Origin of the sequence: Vibrio kagoshimensis (assembly GCF_050337535.1) — a bacterium.
In the GTDB taxonomy this organism is placed as follows: Bacteria; Pseudomonadota; Gammaproteobacteria; order Enterobacterales; family Vibrionaceae; genus Vibrio; species Vibrio gallaecicus.
In genome coordinates this window covers 54359-71734 of sequence record NZ_JAKJSZ010000005.1, presented here as the reverse complement: position 1 = coordinate 71734, position 17376 = coordinate 54359, and the positions used below count along the sequence as shown (strand labels likewise).

At 41.7% G+C, this 17376-nt stretch carries 17 protein-coding genes; 5 read left to right on the top strand and 12 right to left on the bottom strand.

Annotation, left to right across the window (positions count from 1 at the left end; genetic code table 11):
* Window positions 1–155: 155 nt before the first annotated feature.
* Window positions 156–368, top strand: a complete 213-nt coding sequence (locus L4C37_RS05290) for a TIGR02450 family Trp-rich protein (RefSeq protein WP_429768057.1) — start codon at window positions 156–158, stop codon at window positions 366–368.
* Window positions 369–533: 165 nt separating this feature from the next.
* Here L4C37_RS05290 and fadJ read toward each other — a convergent pair whose 3' ends face one another.
* Together fadJ and fadI are read right to left on the bottom strand one after the other, a co-directional pair.
* Window positions 534–2732, bottom strand: coding sequence for a fatty acid oxidation complex subunit alpha FadJ (gene fadJ / locus L4C37_RS05285; RefSeq protein ID WP_429768056.1), 2199 nt, complete (start codon window positions 2730–2732; stop codon window positions 534–536).
* Window positions 2732–4039 carry an acetyl-CoA C-acyltransferase FadI gene (gene fadI, locus L4C37_RS05280; protein ID WP_429768055.1) on the bottom strand — a complete coding sequence of 436 codons (1308 nt, stop codon included), beginning with the start codon at window positions 4037–4039 and terminating at the stop codon, window positions 2732–2734. The genes fadJ and fadI overlap by 1 nt, the downstream gene beginning before the upstream one ends.
* A gap of 512 nt (window positions 4040–4551) precedes the next feature.
* Between fadI and L4C37_RS05275 the strand changes: the two genes are divergently transcribed.
* The 4 genes from L4C37_RS05275 (at window position 4552) to L4C37_RS05260 (ending at window position 9013) form a co-directional block, all read left to right on the top strand.
* Window positions 4552–5127: a sigma-70 family RNA polymerase sigma factor gene (locus L4C37_RS05275; RefSeq protein WP_137372337.1), complete on the top strand. Its 576-nt coding sequence runs from the start codon at window positions 4552–4554 to the stop codon at window positions 5125–5127.
* Window positions 5120–5848, top strand: a complete 729-nt coding sequence (locus L4C37_RS05270) for a DUF3379 domain-containing protein (protein WP_137372336.1) — start codon at window positions 5120–5122, stop codon at window positions 5846–5848. The genes L4C37_RS05275 and L4C37_RS05270 overlap by 8 nt, the downstream gene beginning before the upstream one ends.
* Before the next feature lie 291 nt (window positions 5849–6139).
* Window positions 6140–7438 carry an outer membrane protein transport protein gene (locus tag L4C37_RS05265; RefSeq protein WP_429768144.1) on the top strand — a complete coding sequence of 433 codons (1299 nt, stop codon included), beginning with the start codon at window positions 6140–6142 and terminating at the stop codon, window positions 7436–7438.
* A gap of 297 nt (window positions 7439–7735) precedes the next feature.
* Window positions 7736–9013, top strand: a complete 1278-nt coding sequence (locus L4C37_RS05260; protein ID WP_429768054.1) for an outer membrane protein transport protein — start codon at window positions 7736–7738, stop codon at window positions 9011–9013.
* Between the two features lie 104 nt (window positions 9014–9117).
* Here the strand turns inward: L4C37_RS05260 and L4C37_RS05255 are convergent, their stop codons facing one another.
* The 10 genes from L4C37_RS05255 to ccmA all read right to left on the bottom strand — a co-directional run bounded on the left by L4C37_RS05255 (window position 9118) and on the right by ccmA (window position 17105).
* On the bottom strand, window positions 9118–9909 hold the full coding sequence (locus L4C37_RS05255) for an MlaA family lipoprotein (RefSeq protein ID WP_137372333.1): 792 nt from the start codon (window positions 9907–9909) through the stop codon (window positions 9118–9120).
* Between the two features lie 114 nt (window positions 9910–10023).
* Window positions 10024–11247, bottom strand: coding sequence for a c-type cytochrome biogenesis protein CcmI (gene ccmI, locus L4C37_RS05250; protein ID WP_273294823.1), 1224 nt, complete (start codon window positions 11245–11247; stop codon window positions 10024–10026).
* Window positions 11247–11732 (bottom strand): cytochrome c-type biogenesis protein, encoded by a 486-nt coding sequence (locus tag L4C37_RS05245; RefSeq protein WP_273294825.1) that lies wholly within the window; start codon window positions 11730–11732, stop codon window positions 11247–11249. The genes ccmI and L4C37_RS05245 overlap by 1 nt, the downstream gene beginning before the upstream one ends.
* Entirely contained in the window at window positions 11729–12280 is a 552-nt protein-coding gene (locus L4C37_RS05240) for a DsbE family thiol:disulfide interchange protein (RefSeq protein ID WP_273294826.1), read from the bottom strand. Before L4C37_RS05240 ends, L4C37_RS05245 begins: the two co-directional genes overlap by 4 nt.
* Window positions 12281–14254 (bottom strand): heme lyase CcmF/NrfE family subunit, encoded by a 1974-nt coding sequence (locus tag L4C37_RS05235; protein WP_137372329.1) that lies wholly within the window; start codon window positions 14252–14254, stop codon window positions 12281–12283. It lies immediately after the preceding gene.
* A complete protein-coding gene (gene ccmE, locus L4C37_RS05230; RefSeq protein ID WP_137372328.1) occupies window positions 14251–14733 on the bottom strand; it encodes a cytochrome c maturation protein CcmE in 483 nt (160 codons plus the stop codon). The genes L4C37_RS05235 and ccmE overlap by 4 nt, the downstream gene beginning before the upstream one ends.
* Window positions 14730–14936: a heme exporter protein CcmD gene (gene ccmD / locus L4C37_RS05225; protein WP_137372327.1), complete on the bottom strand. Its 207-nt coding sequence runs from the start codon at window positions 14934–14936 to the stop codon at window positions 14730–14732. Before ccmD ends, ccmE begins: the two co-directional genes overlap by 4 nt.
* Before the next feature lie 11 nt (window positions 14937–14947).
* A complete protein-coding gene (locus L4C37_RS05220; RefSeq protein ID WP_137372326.1) occupies window positions 14948–15691 on the bottom strand; it encodes a heme ABC transporter permease in 744 nt (247 codons plus the stop codon).
* A 126-nt stretch (window positions 15692–15817) separates the two neighbouring features.
* A complete protein-coding gene (ccmB, locus tag L4C37_RS05215) occupies window positions 15818–16486 on the bottom strand; it encodes a heme exporter protein CcmB (protein WP_137372325.1) in 669 nt (222 codons plus the stop codon).
* A 1-nt stretch (window position 16487) separates the two neighbouring features.
* Complete coding sequence (ccmA, locus tag L4C37_RS05210; protein WP_429768053.1) at window positions 16488–17105, bottom strand: cytochrome c biogenesis heme-transporting ATPase CcmA; 618 nt, start codon at window positions 17103–17105, stop codon at window positions 16488–16490.
* Window positions 17106–17376: the final 271 nt, after the last annotated feature.

The window sequence follows — 17376 nt, the reverse complement described above, 5'->3', positions numbered from 1 at the left end:
TTTTAAGTGAATTTAAGACACATGATTTAAGCAACATAAACTGAACGCTTACTGAAATCGCCACGTATATAACGTACATCGAAGACCAGTATTATCAGTTTACGTCAGTGAGCTGGTTATATAAGTAGTCAATCACTCGCGAATATGGAGCTTAAATGAATCAAATCAACCCAAAGAAACTATTAAACAGTAAGTGGACGGCGGTCAATCCAGTTAAAAAAGAGAAGCACTTTTTAGTGACTGACGTAAAATTTGAAGAAGATGAAGTCGTACATTGCTTAATTGAAGCTGTGATGTCTAAAAGAACAGAGTCCATTGACTGGACGGTTCTAAAAGCTCAAGAAAACTGGCTTTCTGGATGGAAATAAAAAGTAAAGTTTGACCATTCGGCTCACCAAACATAGCAATTCCATCTTAAATTTTATCTAATAAGAAACGCTTACTTTTCAGTAAGCGTTTTATTTATTGAATATTCCAAACTGGTTTGGGATTAACAAATAGCTGTGTAATCAGTTAGTTGTTACTCAGGCTGACTACTTATAAAAAGTTTCGCCAAGCCCTGCTCTTGTGAGTAACCCATCACATGGCGCAAATCGGTCCCCGTATTTTTTGGCAAAATCATTCATCATTTCAACCAAAGACTCGATTCCAACTTGATCCATATAACGGAATGGACCACCTAGGAATGGAGGGAAACCAATACCAAAGATTGCACCAATATCCCCATCACGAGGGCTACGAATGATACCTTCATCTAAACAACGTACCGCCTCATTAAGCATTGGAAGTACGCAGCGCAATGAAATGTCGTTACCACTCAGTTTTGGTTCAGGCTGTAACTTCAGAAGCTTATAAACGGATTTATCCACTTCTTTGTCTTTACCTTTATAGGTATAAAAGCCCTTTCCACTCTTTCTGCCTTTACGACCATCATTTAACAGGACGTCAAACACATCAGGTCCTTGGAACCTTTCACCTAACTCATTCACTAGAATCGGGATGATTTTCGCGCCAATATCCACACCAACTTCGTCAAGTAAAGTAATCGGTCCGACAGGGAAACCAAAATCAAGCAATGCGCTGTCTAGCTTCTCGATAGGTTCATTAGCCAGAAGCAAATGCGCAGCTTCATTCATGTATGGCGCTAGAATACGGTTAACGTAAAAACCTGCCGTATCTTTAACGACAATTGGCGTTTTACCCTGTTTCTTCGCTAACGCTACAACGGTTGAAATGGTTTCATCAGAGGTAGTTTCATGCGGAATAACTTCAACTAAAGGCATTTTTTCTGCTGGGCTGAAGTAATGTAGACCTACTACGTTTTCTGGGCGTTCCGCTTTTTCTGCAATTTTATGGATCGGCAATGAAGAAGTGTTTGTCGCAAAGATAGTATTCGCTTTTGCGTTCGCTTCAATATCCGCCACCATCGACTGCTTTAAATCCAAATCTTCAAAAACAGCTTCGATAACAACATCAATATGATTAAAGCTTGTAAAATCAATACCGCCAGAAAGTTGGAGCATGTTCGCTTCTAACCCTGACTTACTGATAATTCGACGCTTACGTTGTTTATCAAATAACTTAAAGTTGTAATTTAAAGCATTCAAAACGCCATCATTTGAAACATCTTTAATTCGGACTGGTACTTTCGCTTTAGCAACGCTCACATGGCTAATGCCCGCCCCCATCAAGCCGCCGCCTAAAACACCGACTTTTTGAACTGGCGCTGGTTTTGCATCTGCACCATTTTCTTTTTTCATTTCGGTCGTCGCAAAGAATATAGAGCGCAGAGCTTTAGATTCGGTGGTCATTACCAATTCAGAGAATCGCTTCGCTTCGTATTGTAAGCCTTTTTCAAAACCGTTTTCTAAGCCGTAACGAATCACATCCAAGATGGCATCTGTCGCAGGGTAATTACCGCGCGTCTTTTTATTCGTTTTCTTCGCAGCTTGCTCAAAAATCACTTTCCTTCCAAGACCGTTACGAGAAATCATCTTCTCTTTCGTGGAAGCTTTGCTCTTAGAAGCAATACGTTTTCCGCCTTTCTTACCTGAACCTTTAGAAGCATGCTTCTCGACGAAATCTTTAGCGACATTCAGCAAAATAGTTTGTGGGACACACGCATCGACCACACCCAACTTTTTAGCTTTCTTCGCACGTAACTGCTTACCCGTAAGAATTAAATCTAGTGATGGCAATAATCCAATTAAGCGAGGTAAACGTTGAGTACCGCCAGAACCTGGAAGTAAACCTAATTGAACTTCAGGTAAACCAAGGCGAGTTTTATCTGAATCACTACATACTCGGTAATCACACGCTAGTGCTAACTCTAAACCACCACCTAGACATGGACCATGGATAGCAGCAACAACCGGGTAAGGTAGGTCAGATAAGGTTTGGAACATGTCCTGACCTTGACGAGCCAGTGATTCAGCCTCATCGACTGTTTGGCAAGCATCGAGCATGCGAACATCAGCACCTGCAATGAAGTTATCAGGTTTTAGGGAGTGAACAATTAAGCCCTTAATGCTGCTTTGTTTATCTTTTAGCTGTTCAAAAACCGCTTTCATTTCTTCTGCAAAAGCCGCTTGAAGCGTATTCATTTTTTCATTGGGAACGTCAATCGCAAGCCATGCTAGGTTCTGTTCATCAATGGTTAGGCTAAAAGCTTTTTCTGCTTGAGCCGCTGTTGTTGAGTTATTTTCTGTTGATGAGTCGATAACCGTAGACATTATTCTACCTCCAAGATCATAGCTGCACCTAAGCCACCAGCCGCACATGCAGTATTAAGTGCAAGCCCGCCGCCACGACGTTTTAATTCACGTAATGTTTGAGTCATCATTCGCGCACCAGTTGCAGCGAATGGGTGACCATAGGCAATAGAACCACCCAACACGTTGAATTTATCCATATCAATAACACCCATCGCTTTAGAGCGACCTAAGTGTTCCTGCGCAAATTTATCACAAGCGAACATCTTCACGTTTGCGAGTGCTTGAGCTGCGAATGCCTCATGCATTTCAATCAAATCTAAATCTTCAAGCTCTAAACCGGTATTCTTAAGTACTTTAGATGTTGCGTAAGATGGCCCCATTAACATGTCGCTTTCTACACCAATCGCCGAAAATGCGTAACCTCGGATATAACCCATAATTTCAAGGCCCAGCTCTTTCGCTTTACCTTCTCTCATGAGCATTACGGCTGCGCCGCCATCAGTTAAAGGAGTCGCATTTGCCGCCGTCACACTGCCGTGCTGACGGTCAAACGCCGGACGCAATTTCGCATACCCTTCGACCGTGGAGTCATGGCGAATATTATTATCTTCAGATATCGACTTTTTATAAGGAGCAGGGAAAGCCGTCATGACTTCACCTTGTATCTTCCCATCCTTCCAAGCTTGAGAAGCTAAAGTATGGGAACGGTGGGCTAAAGCATCTTGCTGTTCACGGGTAATACCATGTGTTTTAGCCATTTGTTCAGCTGTTTGTCCCATAGACAACCCAGTCGAATATTCAGCAACTGCAGGTGGAACAGGCATGAGATCTTTAAAGGATAAAGCTTTTAGTATTTTTAGTTTTTGACCAATAGTTTTCGTTTTGCTCAAAGCCAATAAATTAGCCGCAAGTTTCTTCGAAACACCAATAGGCAATACAGAAGAAGAATCTGCCCCGCCGGCAATACCAACATCAATACTTCCCGCCATAATACTTTCCGTTACATTAACGGCAGCCTGAAAACTGGTAGCACATGCGCGAGTCACACTGTAAGCGTCGGTATGAATGTTCATTCCCGTACCTAGTACAATTTCACGGGCAATATTCGGCGCTTCAGGCATTTGTACAACTTGCCCAAAGACTACTTGTTCAATTAACGCAGGATCAATATCAGTACGTGCAAGCATTTCACTTACGACCATTTTACCTAGGTCTACCGCAGGCACTTGGCTAAATTCGGTGCTCTGACGAGCGAAAGGGGTTCTTAGTCCGGCTACTACGGCAACACGCTCTCCAGAGCGAGTTTTGAGTTCCTGTATGCCCATGGTTTCTCCTTGAGGGTAAGAGGTCTGACCTGAAGCATTGTAAAGAAGTTGTTAATAAAATCAAACGGACGTTTAAATAAACGTGATGCGAGTACATGAAGCTGAAAAGTAGTAGCGCAGAGGGTATGAACTAAACTCATAGTACTGAATCAGTCATAGTGCTTAATTAGCCACAGGGCTTAATCAGTAATAGAGCTAAATCAGTAAGAGTACTGGGCTGTGTTTTATTCAGGCAAAAAAAAACCACACAAAGCTGTGTGGTCGGAATGTATATAAAGCAATTAACTTAGCGCCAATTGAAATAATCAGTTTCCTGATTAGGAGAAAGTAAAGTCAGCCTTCAAAAGGAAGTGTTGTCTTGCTCAACACGCTAGCCATAAATGACTAACTAGACAACAAGGTGTACTATAGCCTGTTCGAAAGCTCAGATTTTGAAGTAGATCAATTTTAATTACGATTTTACGATTTCCAATGCATGAATACGTAAAAAATAATCTATCCGCAGAGCGATAATGGAGGCTCCTGTGTCGATAATGAAAATATTCGGAAAGAAACCGGCGAATACCCCGGTCAACTCTGATATGGACAAACAAAGAAAATACGAAGCACTTGTACGTGCCTATCACGGAGACCTATTCCGCTATGCATATTGGCTGTGTAAAGACAAAAGCATTGCAGAAGATTTGGTGCAAGAGACCTGCTTAAGAGCGTGGAAATCTCTCGATAGCTTACAAGATGAAAAAGCCGCAAAATCTTGGCTCATTACTATTTTGAGAAGAGAAAATGCGCGCCGCTTTGAACGAAAACAATTTGATCTAGTTGATATAGATGACCACAGCAATGATGCTAAAGTGAGTGACGACCCACATCATCAACATGAATGGTTACAAGCTCAGATCATGAAATTAGAAGTCGATTACCGTGAACCTCTATTTCTGCAAGTGATTGGTGGATTTAGCGGAGATGAGATAGCAGACATACTCACTCTTAATAAAAACACAGTAATGACACGTTTATTCCGAGCTCGTAATCAGCTGAAAGACATGCTTGATTCCGAAGAAACCGTAAGGGGGCAACATAATGGATGATTTAGAATTTCGTCGTCGCGTTTTGTCAGATCCTAAGCATCGTGATCAAGACATTATTGGCGCACTGACCGAGAACGAAGCAAACAGTAAATTTTTAGATGATGTTTTGTCCCTTGATAAGCAAATACATCATGCAATGAAAGTGGATGTGCCGGATGATTTAGCCGACCGCATTCTTTTCAATCAAACATCAAGTGAAGAAAGCAATGTAATACGTCCTAACTTTGCCAAAAGAGCCATGGGCTTAGCTGCTTCTGTCGCATTTGTTTGTGGTTTACTCGTAGGGCAAGTGAATTGGGGGAATGTTTTGGTTCCACCAGCGCAAGCTAGCCTAGCTGATACCGCAATGAAGCATGTAGTTAATGAAAAGAGCTTTGTTAGTGTCATAGACGAACAGGTCACTTCGCAGCAGATCAATGCAAAGATGAACCCATTTGCTTTTCAATTTGATGAAGCTTTCCCGTATCACGTTTATTACCTAAATCATTGTGGATTTGGTAAATCAAACGCTATGCACATGGTCTTTCAAGGTGAAAAAGGCAAAGTTACACTCTTTTTAACAGGCATCCCGACAGAGAAAGCTCTCGGCTTTGATGAAGAAGGTATGACAGGCTCAGTCACCCCAATTGACGACTCTAGCCTTATCTTAGTGGGAGAGAATGGAGAAGATGTGTCTAAAATTGCAGAGCAACTTTCTAAAATAATAAAACCAATGAGTTAAGTACTCTTCACTGCAAATAGAACCATAAACCCGACTTATGCAAGATGAAGTCGGGTTTTTTATTATACATCCCACCCAAACCATTCCCCATACCAATTAAAAATAGAGTACTAGCTCTAAAAAACGATATTTATCACCAATTTCATGTCAGATAGACGCCACTTCCATAATTTTCCCCTCAAAATATCGAATGGTCGGATTTGTATATCGTATACTTCGGTCTAGGATCAGCCCCATATTGAGCAAAAGCTCAAATAAATCGCCCTTTAGAGGCGGAATAAAAAGGAAATAATAATGACTAAGCAAACGCGTCTGTTTAAAAAGTCTCTTTTAGCAGTAACAATTACACTAGCCTCTTCGCAAGCAATGGCTGCAGGCTTCCAACTTAACGCACAATCAGCAACCGGTATTGGCCGTGCTTTCGCTGGTGATGCAGTAATCGCCGATAACGCTGCTGTTATGGCTCGTAACCCAGCGGCAATGGCACTATTTGATAGTGTTGAATTATCACTGGGTTTCGAAAGCATTACTTCTATGATTGAAGTGAAAGATGCGACATATACAGACTTCCAAGGTGGTACTCACGACGCTAGCTATGACGATGCTGGTGGTACATCAATCGCACCAAATATTCACTTAATTGTTCCTATCAATGAAAAATTTGCGGTTGGTTTTAACGCTTACTCAAACTTCGGAACAAAAACTGAATTTAGCGATAGCTATGTTGGTGGCGAGTACGGCGGCTTGACTGATGTTAAAAGCGTAAACTTAGGCCTAGCTGGTTCTTACCGCTTAAATGACCAATGGAGCTTTGGTGCCGGTCTAGATTTCATTTACGGTAAAGGTGAACTTAAACGCTCGATGAGCTCTGAAGTTAATACTCCTGGAATGGCTCCATTTCCTCAACCAGGTAGCACAGCCTTAGATGCTGAAGCTGATGGCTGGGCGGTTGGTTTTAACCTAGGTACTGTATACGAGTACGATGAGAACAACAGATTTGGTCTAGCTTATCATTACTCTCCAGAGCTAGAAGCTGAAGGTGACATTACTTATATTTCAGGTAATCCACAGGAAGCTAAGAACGATACTTTATACATGCCTCTTCCTGATCTTCTAGAGTTTTCAGGCTACCACCGATTGGAAGACACTAAATGGGCTGTTCACTACAGCGTTCAGTGGATTGGTTGGAGTTCATTTAAATCTCTTGATTCAAAAGCACACGGAACACTTAATAACTACGAATGGCAAGATGGCATGCACTACTCTATTGGTGGTACATACTTCTTAAATCGTGATTGGACTCTACGCGCAGGTTACATGTATGACACCAGCGCTCAGGATGACGTAACTTCAGTTTCTGTTCCAGATTCAGATCGTCAATGGTTCTCAACAGGTTTCACTTACCACATCAACGAAAAATCTAACATTGATTTTGGCTTCACTTACCTAGTGGGTAAAGATGTGAAAGTAAATGAAAATACTGAAAACCCAGCGTCAGGTATTATTGGTGGAGATAATATTTCTTCAATCAGTGCTACAACTCGCGCAGATGCAATCTTGATGGGTCTTCAATACAGCCGCAGCTTCTAAATTTAAGCTTCAGCTAACAAACTTTAAGGGTCGCATTGCGGCCCTTTTCTTTGCCTAAAAATCCCCTTCCAACAACTATTTAAGCTTACAACTGTAGCCTGCATAGCCTATTTCCAGACACATGTGTACGCTGAAAACCCGCAACACTCACGAAACATTCAGTCAAATCATCTACTAAACGCTCTCATTTAACAATTTAATCGTTAAAACACTGTTTTAGTCGAATTTCATTTTTAAAGTAAAGACTCTAAAAGTAAAATCACGCTACTCAAAATTAATAGTTCAGCGAACATCATAATGAAAACAAATAAGACTCTCCTATCTGCCGCAGTGGCATTCGGTTTACTTTCTACTTCGACAGTGACGCAAGCTGCTGGTTTTCAACTTGCAGAATATTCTGCAACCGGCTTAGGTCGAGCTTATGCAGGTGAAGCTGCAATGGCAGATAACGCAGGTGCACAATGGCGTAACCCTGCAATGCTGACTTACCTTGAAGGTACTCAAGTCTCTGTTGGTGCTATCTATGTTGACCCGAATATTGACCTTAATGGTACATCGACCTCAATGCTAGGCACCAAAACTTCATCTAGTTCAAGTGATTTTGCACATAGCGCTGTTATTCCAAATTTTTACATCTCTCATAAGTACAACGATAAGTTTGCGTTAGGCTTTGCTGCTGGCACAAACTACGGGATGGAAACTGACCTAGGGACTGATTTCGGTGGTGCAAACCACGGTAATGAAGCTAGCGTTATCAGCATGGAGCTAAACCTTAATGCTGCATACCAAGTGTTGGACAATGTGTCTGTTGGTGGTGGTATTCGTTATGTAATGGCTGAAGGTAGCTTTGGTGCAGTTTCAACAGAAAACTCATTAGTACAAGTACCAGCTGGAACCGCTTTAAAATATATGGAAGGTGATGATACTGCTTGGGGCTGGCAAGTAGGTACAGCATGGCAAATTAATGATGATCATCGTGTTGGTTTTACTTACAAATCTGAAGTGGACTTAACACTTGAAGGCTACGCTAAAGGTCTTGGCTTCAATCAAGCAGATCCAAATGCACACAAAAGTGGTTCTATGGATCTAGCGTTACCAGCAACAGCTGAAATAGCAAGCTTCCACCAGATCACAGAGAAAGTTGCTATCCACGCGAGCATCAACTGGACCGACTGGAGCAGCTTTGAAAAACTTGTTGCTGATTTCCCAGGGGAAAGCAGCGTAGAGATCAAGCAAGAAAACTGGGAAGACAACTACCGCTTTGCGATTGGTACAACTTACCAAATGACACAGAAGCTAGCGTTACGCTCTGGTATCGCATACGACACTTCTGCAGTAAGTGACGAGCACCGCACAGCAACTATTCCAGAGACAGATCGTACCTGGTTAAGTGTTGGTGCAGGTTACCAATGGTCTGAGCAACTTTCATTAGATGCAGGTTTCACATACATCCTTGCGAAAGATGCAAACATGGTTGAAAACGATGCAACTTCAGCACCATTTGGTGGTAAATTTGAAGGTGAAGTAACGGGTAGCATTTGGCTTATCGGTGTTCAAGCGAACTACCGTTTCTAATAAGAACTCTAAACTATCTGAGTTTAAGGTGATCAAAAAAGGGGCAGATGAAATCATCTGCCCCTTTTTATTTTAAGTACTACTTTTAAGAGAAAGCCATCAGCTTAATATTCTTCATCAAGGTAGTCATCAATGAAGTCTTCCTCTTCTTGATCAAACTCTTCAATGTCTATTTCAGCTTTAAAGTCTCTGCGCTGAATATAGATTTCACGAGTCAATGCATAAGGATCTGGTGAGTCATAAAGAATAGATTCTTGAGGCACAACCATCGCTCTCTTCTCCATCCCTTCAAATGCCCATTTACCTAGACTTCCCCAAAAAGATATTAAAGACAATGGTGCGTACAAACCATCAACTTGCTCTGTTACTTCACGAGTCGTTATAGGTCCGTAGCCCGGAACCATAAAGTAAGGTCCATTTCCGACCCCATAATGACCGACTGCATCAGAAAATGACTTATCATCGTACTTGGTTATGCCGGCGGCACTGGCAACATCAATCAAACCTAATAAACCAAATGAGCTGTTGATCCAAAAGCGGTTAAAGTGATCGACGGCTTTTTCTCCATTGCCCATGATCAAGTTATTAATCATGCTTGCAGGCTCATCAAGGTTTGCAAGGAAATTAGAAATACCGCTGCGAATAGGCACCGGCGTATAATCTACATAGGCCAGAGACACAGGACGAACCAAGTATGGGTCCAAATACTCATAGTTGATCTCCCACATAGCTCTGTTAAACCCTTCAAAAGGATCATTAGGATGTGAAGGTTCAACTTGAGCCGCTGCTGTTTCTATTTCAGTATTTTCAGACTCTTGCTCTGGAACACTAGAACAACCTACAGCAAAACTCGCGGTAACAGCAATGCAGGTTAATCTCAAAAAACGTGTCGTCATGTGACCTTTTCCATAAGGGGGCTGAATAATAAAAAAGGCCAGCAATCGCTGGCCTCAATTGGTGTCGTAAGTTTATACCGTTTCGATAAGAATCGGAATGCTTACTACTGAATACTATTGATATTGTTTCTCAATATTAACTGTTACTGGCGCGCCAAGTTCTACAACTTCGCTTTCACCATACCAATCAGCATCACGTGTAGCGACATTCCCATCACTGTCTAACCTTGCTCTAACCATTAAAGTATCTAAGCTGGAAAGGTTACGACCTTGCATCATGCTGTTACCATCATCCAACACAACCGTGCGAGGAAAACTGCCAAGTGGGTAACGAGCAGCAGCAATAGGCATTGGCGAGCCATCAGCACTATGAATAGACACTATTAATACTGAGTCAGGCGAAGTATTCACTTGATCAGAGAGCGTTAAAGTCACCGCAACACTTTTACCTGCTACCGCACTCTCTGATGGGCTCATTTTCTTCTTAGCACTTTCAATGCTTCGAGCCAGCATTTCATAACGACTATCTTCAGGACCAATCATCTGCTGCATGATGCTCCAGTATTTAGCAGCGCCAGCGTAGTCTTGTTGCTCAAACGCATCAAAAGCTAGCAAAGAGAACACTCGAATATCCACATAATCATTTTTAATCAAGCGGCTAAGTAATAAACGAGCTTCATTTTGTTCAGCTTCATCTTGAGACAGCATTAACGCTTGCGCATAACCAAGTTGGACGTCTTCATTTTTAGGCTCAAGTTTGTATGCTCGCGCCATTGCATCGATTGCAGTTCCTGCATCACGATTAGCTAAGGCGATACGACCTAGCAGTAACCAACCTGTTGAATCTTTTGGCTGATAATGGAGGCGAGTACGAAGTGCAAGAGTTAGGTCTTCCAATTCATCATCACTAAGAACCTCTCCACTACCCGACATTAATTTTTTAGATAATGCAGGTAAGTTAGAGCTCACTTCTTGCCAGTGAAGAACTTTATCTGAAGCCCCGAACTTGTAGTACATACCATAAGAAATTAACACCACTAAAAGTACAGAAGGAACAAGTACTCCAACGATCGAAGTCTTTGTTTTCTGCTGTTTCTGTTGTGTTGGAATATCATCAAGCAGTGATTGTTTTAGATCGGCAATCAGGTCTTGTTGGTTCTCCACCAAACCTTCAGCAGCTTCTACTTCAAGTTCAGACAAGCGATCTTTATAGAAAGCTTTGTTCAATTCATCACGCAGTGCTTCATCGTTGTTCGCTTTTCTTTTCAAGAAAGGCACTGCAATCAAGGCAATTGCAGCTAGAGTTAGAACAACCGTAGAAATCCAAAAAAGCGTCATTATTCTTTATCTCCGTTGTTCTTCTCGTTTAGCAGCGCTTTTAAGCGAGCTTCTTTATCTTCATCCCAACTCTTTTTAGAGCCAGCAGTTTTTGCTTTGGTCTTACGGCTTCTCAATATGATCAAACCAAAACCTAAGATGATGACAGAAAAAGGACCGACCCAAAGAATAGATGTCGCGAGTGTCAGCGGCGGATTATAAGTCACAAAATTACCGTAACGAGCAATCATGTAATCAATAATCTCTTGCTCAGACTGCCCTTTCTTGGTCATTTCATATACTTTTTGACGAAGATCTTGTGCAAGCTCTGCATTCGAATCACCAATAGTATTGTTCTGACATTTAGGGCAACGCAGAGTATTACTTAAATCTTTAAATTGCTGCTCTTGATCCAGCGTATCGAACTCATACACTTCAATAGCTGCTGTTGCAGTTAAGGAAATTGCGAAAGTGGCAAGTAATGCAAACAAAGCACGTTTCATCATTTCGCTTCCTCCAACAACGCTTGATACATTGGCTTCAATGTTTCTGCCCAGTTTGTAGGATTTACATCCCCTACATGGCGGTAACGAACAATGCCATTTGCATCAATAAGAAAAGTCTCTGGCGCGCCATAAACTCCAAGGTCTAAACCAAGCATGCCATCGCCATCAAATAAGCTGATCAAGTATGGGTTACCCAACTCATTTAACCAGCCCACAGCCTTAGTGCGATCATCTTTATAGTTCATACCGATGATTTTCACGCCTTCCGCAGATAACTGATTTAAATATGAGTGCTCTGCGTAACATGTTGGGCACCAAGTAGCCCAAACGTTCAGTAGTAAAGGCTCACCTTTAAAGACAGCTTGGTCATACAACTTGCCTGGTTCTGCCAAGTCTTCCAATCGAAACTCGGGCACTTGTTTACCAATCAGGACAGATTCCAATTTTGTTGGATCATCCCCTGTTTGATTACGAACCAGTTGCGTAGCAAATATGGCGGCTAGCACCATAAATGCAACCAGTGGGATAAATAGAATCTTCTTGTTCATTTATGCCTCCTGCTCTACTGCTTCTTGCTTTTTCGATGGTTTACGAAAACGGTAACGACGGTCAGTGATTGCAATAATGCCACCTAGAGACATAATGATTGAACCAGCCCAGATCCAGCGTACAAATGGTTTGTAGTAAATACGCACAGCCCAAGATTTGTTGTCATCTAAACGCTCACCCATTGCAATATAAAGATCGCGTGTAACGCCTCTATCAATTGCAGCTTCAGTCATCATCGACTTAGCGGTTGTGTAAAAACGTTTTTCAGCATGCAATGTATTGATGTATTTACCTTCTTTGGTGATTTCAAAGTCAGCAATATAACCATCATAGTTAGGGCCATCTTTATCTCGTACACCAGAGAAGTAGAAGTTATATTCGTTCAGTTGGAAGTTTTCACCAGGAGCTAAACGTACATCTCTTTCGATACTGTAGTTTTGAACCATAGCAATACCAATAACAGCCACTGCTAAACCAAGGTGACCACACACCATAGCCCAATGACTACGTTGCAACTTAGTAACACCTTTCCAGAAAGTATGACGATGGGTTGCGCGCTCATGCAACTCAAAACCGTGCATGGAAATGATCCAAATAGCCATCACCCAACCAGTGAAAGCAGTACCATTGAAGCGCTCAGCTAGCACTGTGATCAGTAGACCACCGAGTGTCAGCGAAACAACACCTGAAATAAGCATAGGTTTAACAAGCTTAGATAAGTTGTCACGCTTCCAACGGATCAGAGGACCAATACCCAATAAGAACGAGAATGGAATCATCAGCCAAAAGAACAACATATCAAAGAATGGTGCGCCAATTGAAACTGAACCCAAACCAATTTGTTTATGGACCAATGGTAATAATGTTCCCACTAAGACAACGACCAGCGCTGCGATAAGTATGATGTTGTTACCTAATAAAGCGTTTTCTCTTGATACAAGATCAAAGTTACCACGCACTCGTACTGCCGCGCCTTTTACAGCAAACAATAAAAGTGAACCGCCAATAACAAATACTAGGAAGCCTAAGATAAACATACCGCGAGCTGGATCCGACGCAAAAGCGTGAACAGAAACTAAAATGCCCGAACGAACTAAGAACGTACCTAATAAACTTAATGAGAATGCAGAAAGAGCTAGTAACACTGTCCACGCTTTGAATGTACCGCGTTTTTCAGTCACCGCTAGTGAGTGCATTAGCGCAGTACCCGCTAACCAAGGCATAAATGATGCGTTTTCAACTGGATCCCAGAACCACCAACCACCCCAGCCAAGTTCATAGTAAGCCCACCATGAACCAAGAGAAATACCTAGCGTTAGGAACAACCATGCAGCGATTGTCCAAGGACGAGACCAACGTGCCCATGCTGTATCTAAACGACCGCTCATTAAAGAGGCAATAGCAAAAGAGAAAGCTACCGAGAAACCAACATAACCCATGTAAAGCATTGGTGGGTGAATGATTAGACCCGGATCTTGTAGAAGTGGGTTTAAATCACGACCATCAACAGGGAAGAATGGAAGAGTACGTAAGAATGGGTTAGAGGTAATAATGATGAACAGTAAAAACCCTACAGTTATCAGCCCCATAATTGCCAATACGCGCGCCACTGATTCTTGTGGCATTCCACGGCTAAAGGTGGCAACAGCAACCGTCCAGCCCGCTTGGATTAGAACCCAAAGCAGCAATGAACCTTCATGAGCTCCCCAAACCGCAGTAATCCGATAGTACCAAGGTAGTTGGCTATTAGAGTTACTTGCTACGTATTGAACAGTAAAGTCGTTGGTATAAAAGGCATAACATAAAATGACAAACGACACGGCTAGAAATAGGAACATCCCCCAAGACAGTGGTCTCGCGGTGTTCATTAGCATTGTGTTGTTTTTGGCTGCGCCATACAAAGGTAAAACGCTTAATAATAATGCCAAACCCAATGATAGGATCATGGCAAAATGGCCGACCTCAACGATCATTCATATGCTCCTTTTTTTTGGTCTTCCGAATATTGCAAAGGCTCATGGGTTTTCTTCATGGCTTCAGCAACTTCAGATGGCATATATTCTTCATCATGCTTTGCAAGTACTTCGAAAGCTTCGATGGTTGTTGCATCTTTTAATACACCTTGAGCGACAATACCTTGCCCTTCACGAAAAAGATCAGGGAGAATACCATCGTAAGTGATGGTAACTTTTGGACCAATATCTGCTAAATCAAAACTTACGCGTAAAGATTCTTGGTCACGTTTCACTGATCCGACAACAACCATCCCGCCAATACGTAGACGCTGCCCTACTTCAGGTTTCTTACCATCTTTACCATTTACAAGCTCAGTCGGTGTGTAGAACAAATCCATGTTCTGGTTAAGTGCATAGACCATTAAACCAATTGTCGCACTGATACCAAAAAAGATTGCTAGTACTATGCCTAACCTCTTTTTACGTCTCGGATTCATAGAGTGTTCTCCATATTTTTTGCTGCATCAATTCGCTCTTGGCGATCAATTTTTGCTTGTACTTCAGTGAGTAGCTGTTTTCCACGACGAATACTTACAATCATAAGAATAAACATCGATAAAAAGGTAATTCCAAACGCGCTCCAGACATACGAGGCATAGCCTCCCATTGCAAAGAAATCACTCAGAGATTCAAAATACATAATAATCTACCTTACTGTGCTTTTTCAGCGGCGAGTTTACGGACCCAAGGTCTATGGCTTTCTTTACTTATAATCTCGTTGCGGAAACGAATCATAGTCAGTGCACCAAAGAAGAAGGCAAAACCAAAGATATTAAGTAGTAATGGCCATAACATATCAGATGAAATTGAAGGCTGATCAAACTTGGTAATAGTTGCGCCTTGGTGAAGCGTATTCCACCATTCAACTGAGAAATGAATAATTGGTAGGTTAATCACACCAACGATCGCAAGGATGCCTGCCGCTTTGGCAGCTGTTTTTTGATCATCAAATGCGTGGTGTAAAGCAATCACACCAAGATATAAGAATAAAAGAATAAGTTCAGAAGTTAGCCGTGCATCCCATACCCACCATGCGCCCCACATTGGTTTACCCCAAACAGCACCTGTTAGTAATGCAATAAAGGTAAACACTGCACCGATAGGTGCCATCGCAAGAGCGGCCATATCAGAGAGGCGAACTTGCCAAACAAGTCCTATAAATGCTGCAATTGCCATAGACATATACACGCCCATAGACCAAATGGCAGAAGGAACATGGATATAAATGATTCTAAAGCTATCGCCTTGTTGATAGTCCGAAGGAGCAAATGCTAAGCCCCAAACAGTACCTACAGACAGGCACAATAACGCTAGAATTGAAAACCATGGCAAAAGTTTACCAGCGAGCTGGTATGAAGCCTCTGCTTTGGCGTAGGGATGTAGCCATTTCCACATTATATGTTCTCACTCTTACTTCATATTGCTCACAACAACTATTAGCTGTGATTATTATTATTTTGTATTTGCTTGTTTACCGGACTCTATGAGTCAAATAATTGTAATAAGTTCACTATCCAGAAATTAATTCACACTGACTCTCAGAGCTGCGCTGATCGCAAATGGAGTTAGAGTCATCGCCCCCATAAACATTGCCCCTAAAATGGCAAGCTGCCCATCATAAGCTACACCTAAAGCTGCAGCATCTATCGCTGATGTAGCAAAAATAAGTATAGGTATATAAAGAGGAAGTATTAACAGGCTTAATAACACCCCCCCTTTTTGCAAACCTACAGTTAAGGCAACGCCAATTGCACCAATAAAGCTTAATGCAGGTGTACCAACCAATAAAGTTAAGACAACGGCTAACCAGGTATCGAAGTCTAACGATAGGAGCACAGCCAGTAATGGACTAATTAAAATCAAGGGTAACCCAGTCAATAACCAGTGCGCTATGACTTTGGACAAGACGACCAACTGCAACGGGATGGGCATGAGCATCATTTGCTCAAGCGCTCCATCTTGGAAATCATCGCGAAATAGCCTCTCTAAAGACAATAAAGCTGACAATAAAGCTGCCACCCATACAATACCGGCAGCGATACGCGCCAGTAAGTTTGGCTCAGGACCAATACTTAAAGGGAATAAGGTAATGACAATAATAAAAAACCACAGAGGGTTAAAAATATCAGCTTGACGACGAAATGCGATAAGTAGCTCGCGTCGAATAATTGTAGTCATTGAAGAAACCATATTACTCACCCAGCTTAATTTTTCGAAGTTTAGGGCTATCTGCAAACATATCTTGGTGGGTTGTTAATAAAACAATACCACCGTTATCGGAATGTTTAGAAAAAAGTGATTCCAAAACTTTTACACCCTGTTTGTCGATTGCTGTAAGTGGCTCATCCAAAATCCAAAGCATTTGATTGCTTAGCCACAAACGTGCGAGAGCAACGCGTCGTTGCTGTCCTGCGGATAACTGTCCTGCTGGTACATCTTCTCTTCCAGCTAAACCCACTTGAGCCAATGCTCCATAGATATCATCTTTTGTTGCATTGACATTATGGATAGATTGGTAAAAACGTAAGTTTTCAAATGCACTTAGCTCACGCTTTACTCCAGTTTGATGCCCTAAAAACAATAGATTTTGATGATAAGAATCTCGATTAGACTGAATTGATTCACCTTCCCAATAAATTGAACCTTCATCTCGGTCACCTAAGCCCGCAATTATCCTGAGAAGTGTTGTTTTTCCCGTGCCATTCCTTCCTTCAACTTGAACAAGTTCACCCGATTTCAGTTGAAAAGAAAGTGATTCAAAAAGAACCCTTTCATCACGAATTGCAGTTAAGTTGGTGACTTCTAACATAGGTATTTTGGTCTAATCTGTAGGTAAATTGGATCTTATAATAAGTGGGCTATAGTAACACAGCACTCAAGGGACAAAATAGGACTAGGTCTTTACGAAACAACAATCTCGGTAAGAAACTGTAACTACACCATCACAATTTACATATTTTCTCTTATTTAAAGTAATTACTACTGATACATAGACTTATAAACATCGTTCTATAAATAGAGTGTAACAAAAACAAAAAAAGAAGCCGAAGCTTCTTAATTTTAGAGTTGTTATAGGTTCG

Bases quoted from the DNA above. Each gene is read 5' to 3' on its own strand.
- L4C37_RS05290 (WP_429768057.1), top strand. From the start codon at position 156: ATGAATCAAATCAACCCAAAGAAACTATTAAACAGTAAGTGGACGGCG.
- fadJ (WP_429768056.1), bottom strand. From the start codon at position 2,732: ATGTCTACGGTTATCGACTCATCAACAGAAAATAACTCAACAACAGCG.
- fadI (WP_429768055.1), bottom strand. From the start codon at position 4,039: ATGGGCATACAGGAACTCAAAACTCGCTCTGGAGAGCGTGTTGCCGTA.
- L4C37_RS05275 (WP_137372337.1), top strand. From the start codon at position 4,552: ATGGAGGCTCCTGTGTCGATAATGAAAATATTCGGAAAGAAACCGGCG.
- L4C37_RS05270 (WP_137372336.1), top strand. From the start codon at position 5,120: ATGGATGATTTAGAATTTCGTCGTCGCGTTTTGTCAGATCCTAAGCAT.
- L4C37_RS05260 (WP_429768054.1), top strand. From the start codon at position 7,736: ATGAAAACAAATAAGACTCTCCTATCTGCCGCAGTGGCATTCGGTTTA.
- L4C37_RS05255 (WP_137372333.1), bottom strand. From the start codon at position 9,909: ATGACGACACGTTTTTTGAGATTAACCTGCATTGCTGTTACCGCGAGT.
- ccmI (WP_273294823.1), bottom strand. From the start codon at position 11,247: ATGACGCTTTTTTGGATTTCTACGGTTGTTCTAACTCTAGCTGCAATT.
- L4C37_RS05245 (WP_273294825.1), bottom strand. From the start codon at position 11,732: ATGATGAAACGTGCTTTGTTTGCATTACTTGCCACTTTCGCAATTTCC.
- L4C37_RS05240 (WP_273294826.1), bottom strand. From the start codon at position 12,280: ATGAACAAGAAGATTCTATTTATCCCACTGGTTGCATTTATGGTGCTA.
- L4C37_RS05235 (WP_137372329.1), bottom strand. From the start codon at position 14,254: ATGATCGTTGAGGTCGGCCATTTTGCCATGATCCTATCATTGGGTTTG.
- ccmE (WP_137372328.1), bottom strand. From the start codon at position 14,733: ATGAATCCGAGACGTAAAAAGAGGTTAGGCATAGTACTAGCAATCTTT.
- ccmD (WP_137372327.1), bottom strand. From the start codon at position 14,936: ATGTATTTTGAATCTCTGAGTGATTTCTTTGCAATGGGAGGCTATGCC.
- L4C37_RS05220 (WP_137372326.1), bottom strand. From the start codon at position 15,691: ATGTGGAAATGGCTACATCCCTACGCCAAAGCAGAGGCTTCATACCAG.
- ccmB (WP_137372325.1), bottom strand. From the start codon at position 16,486: ATGGTTTCTTCAATGACTACAATTATTCGACGCGAGCTACTTATCGCA.
- ccmA (WP_429768053.1), bottom strand. From the start codon at position 17,105: ATGTTAGAAGTCACCAACTTAACTGCAATTCGTGATGAAAGGGTTCTT.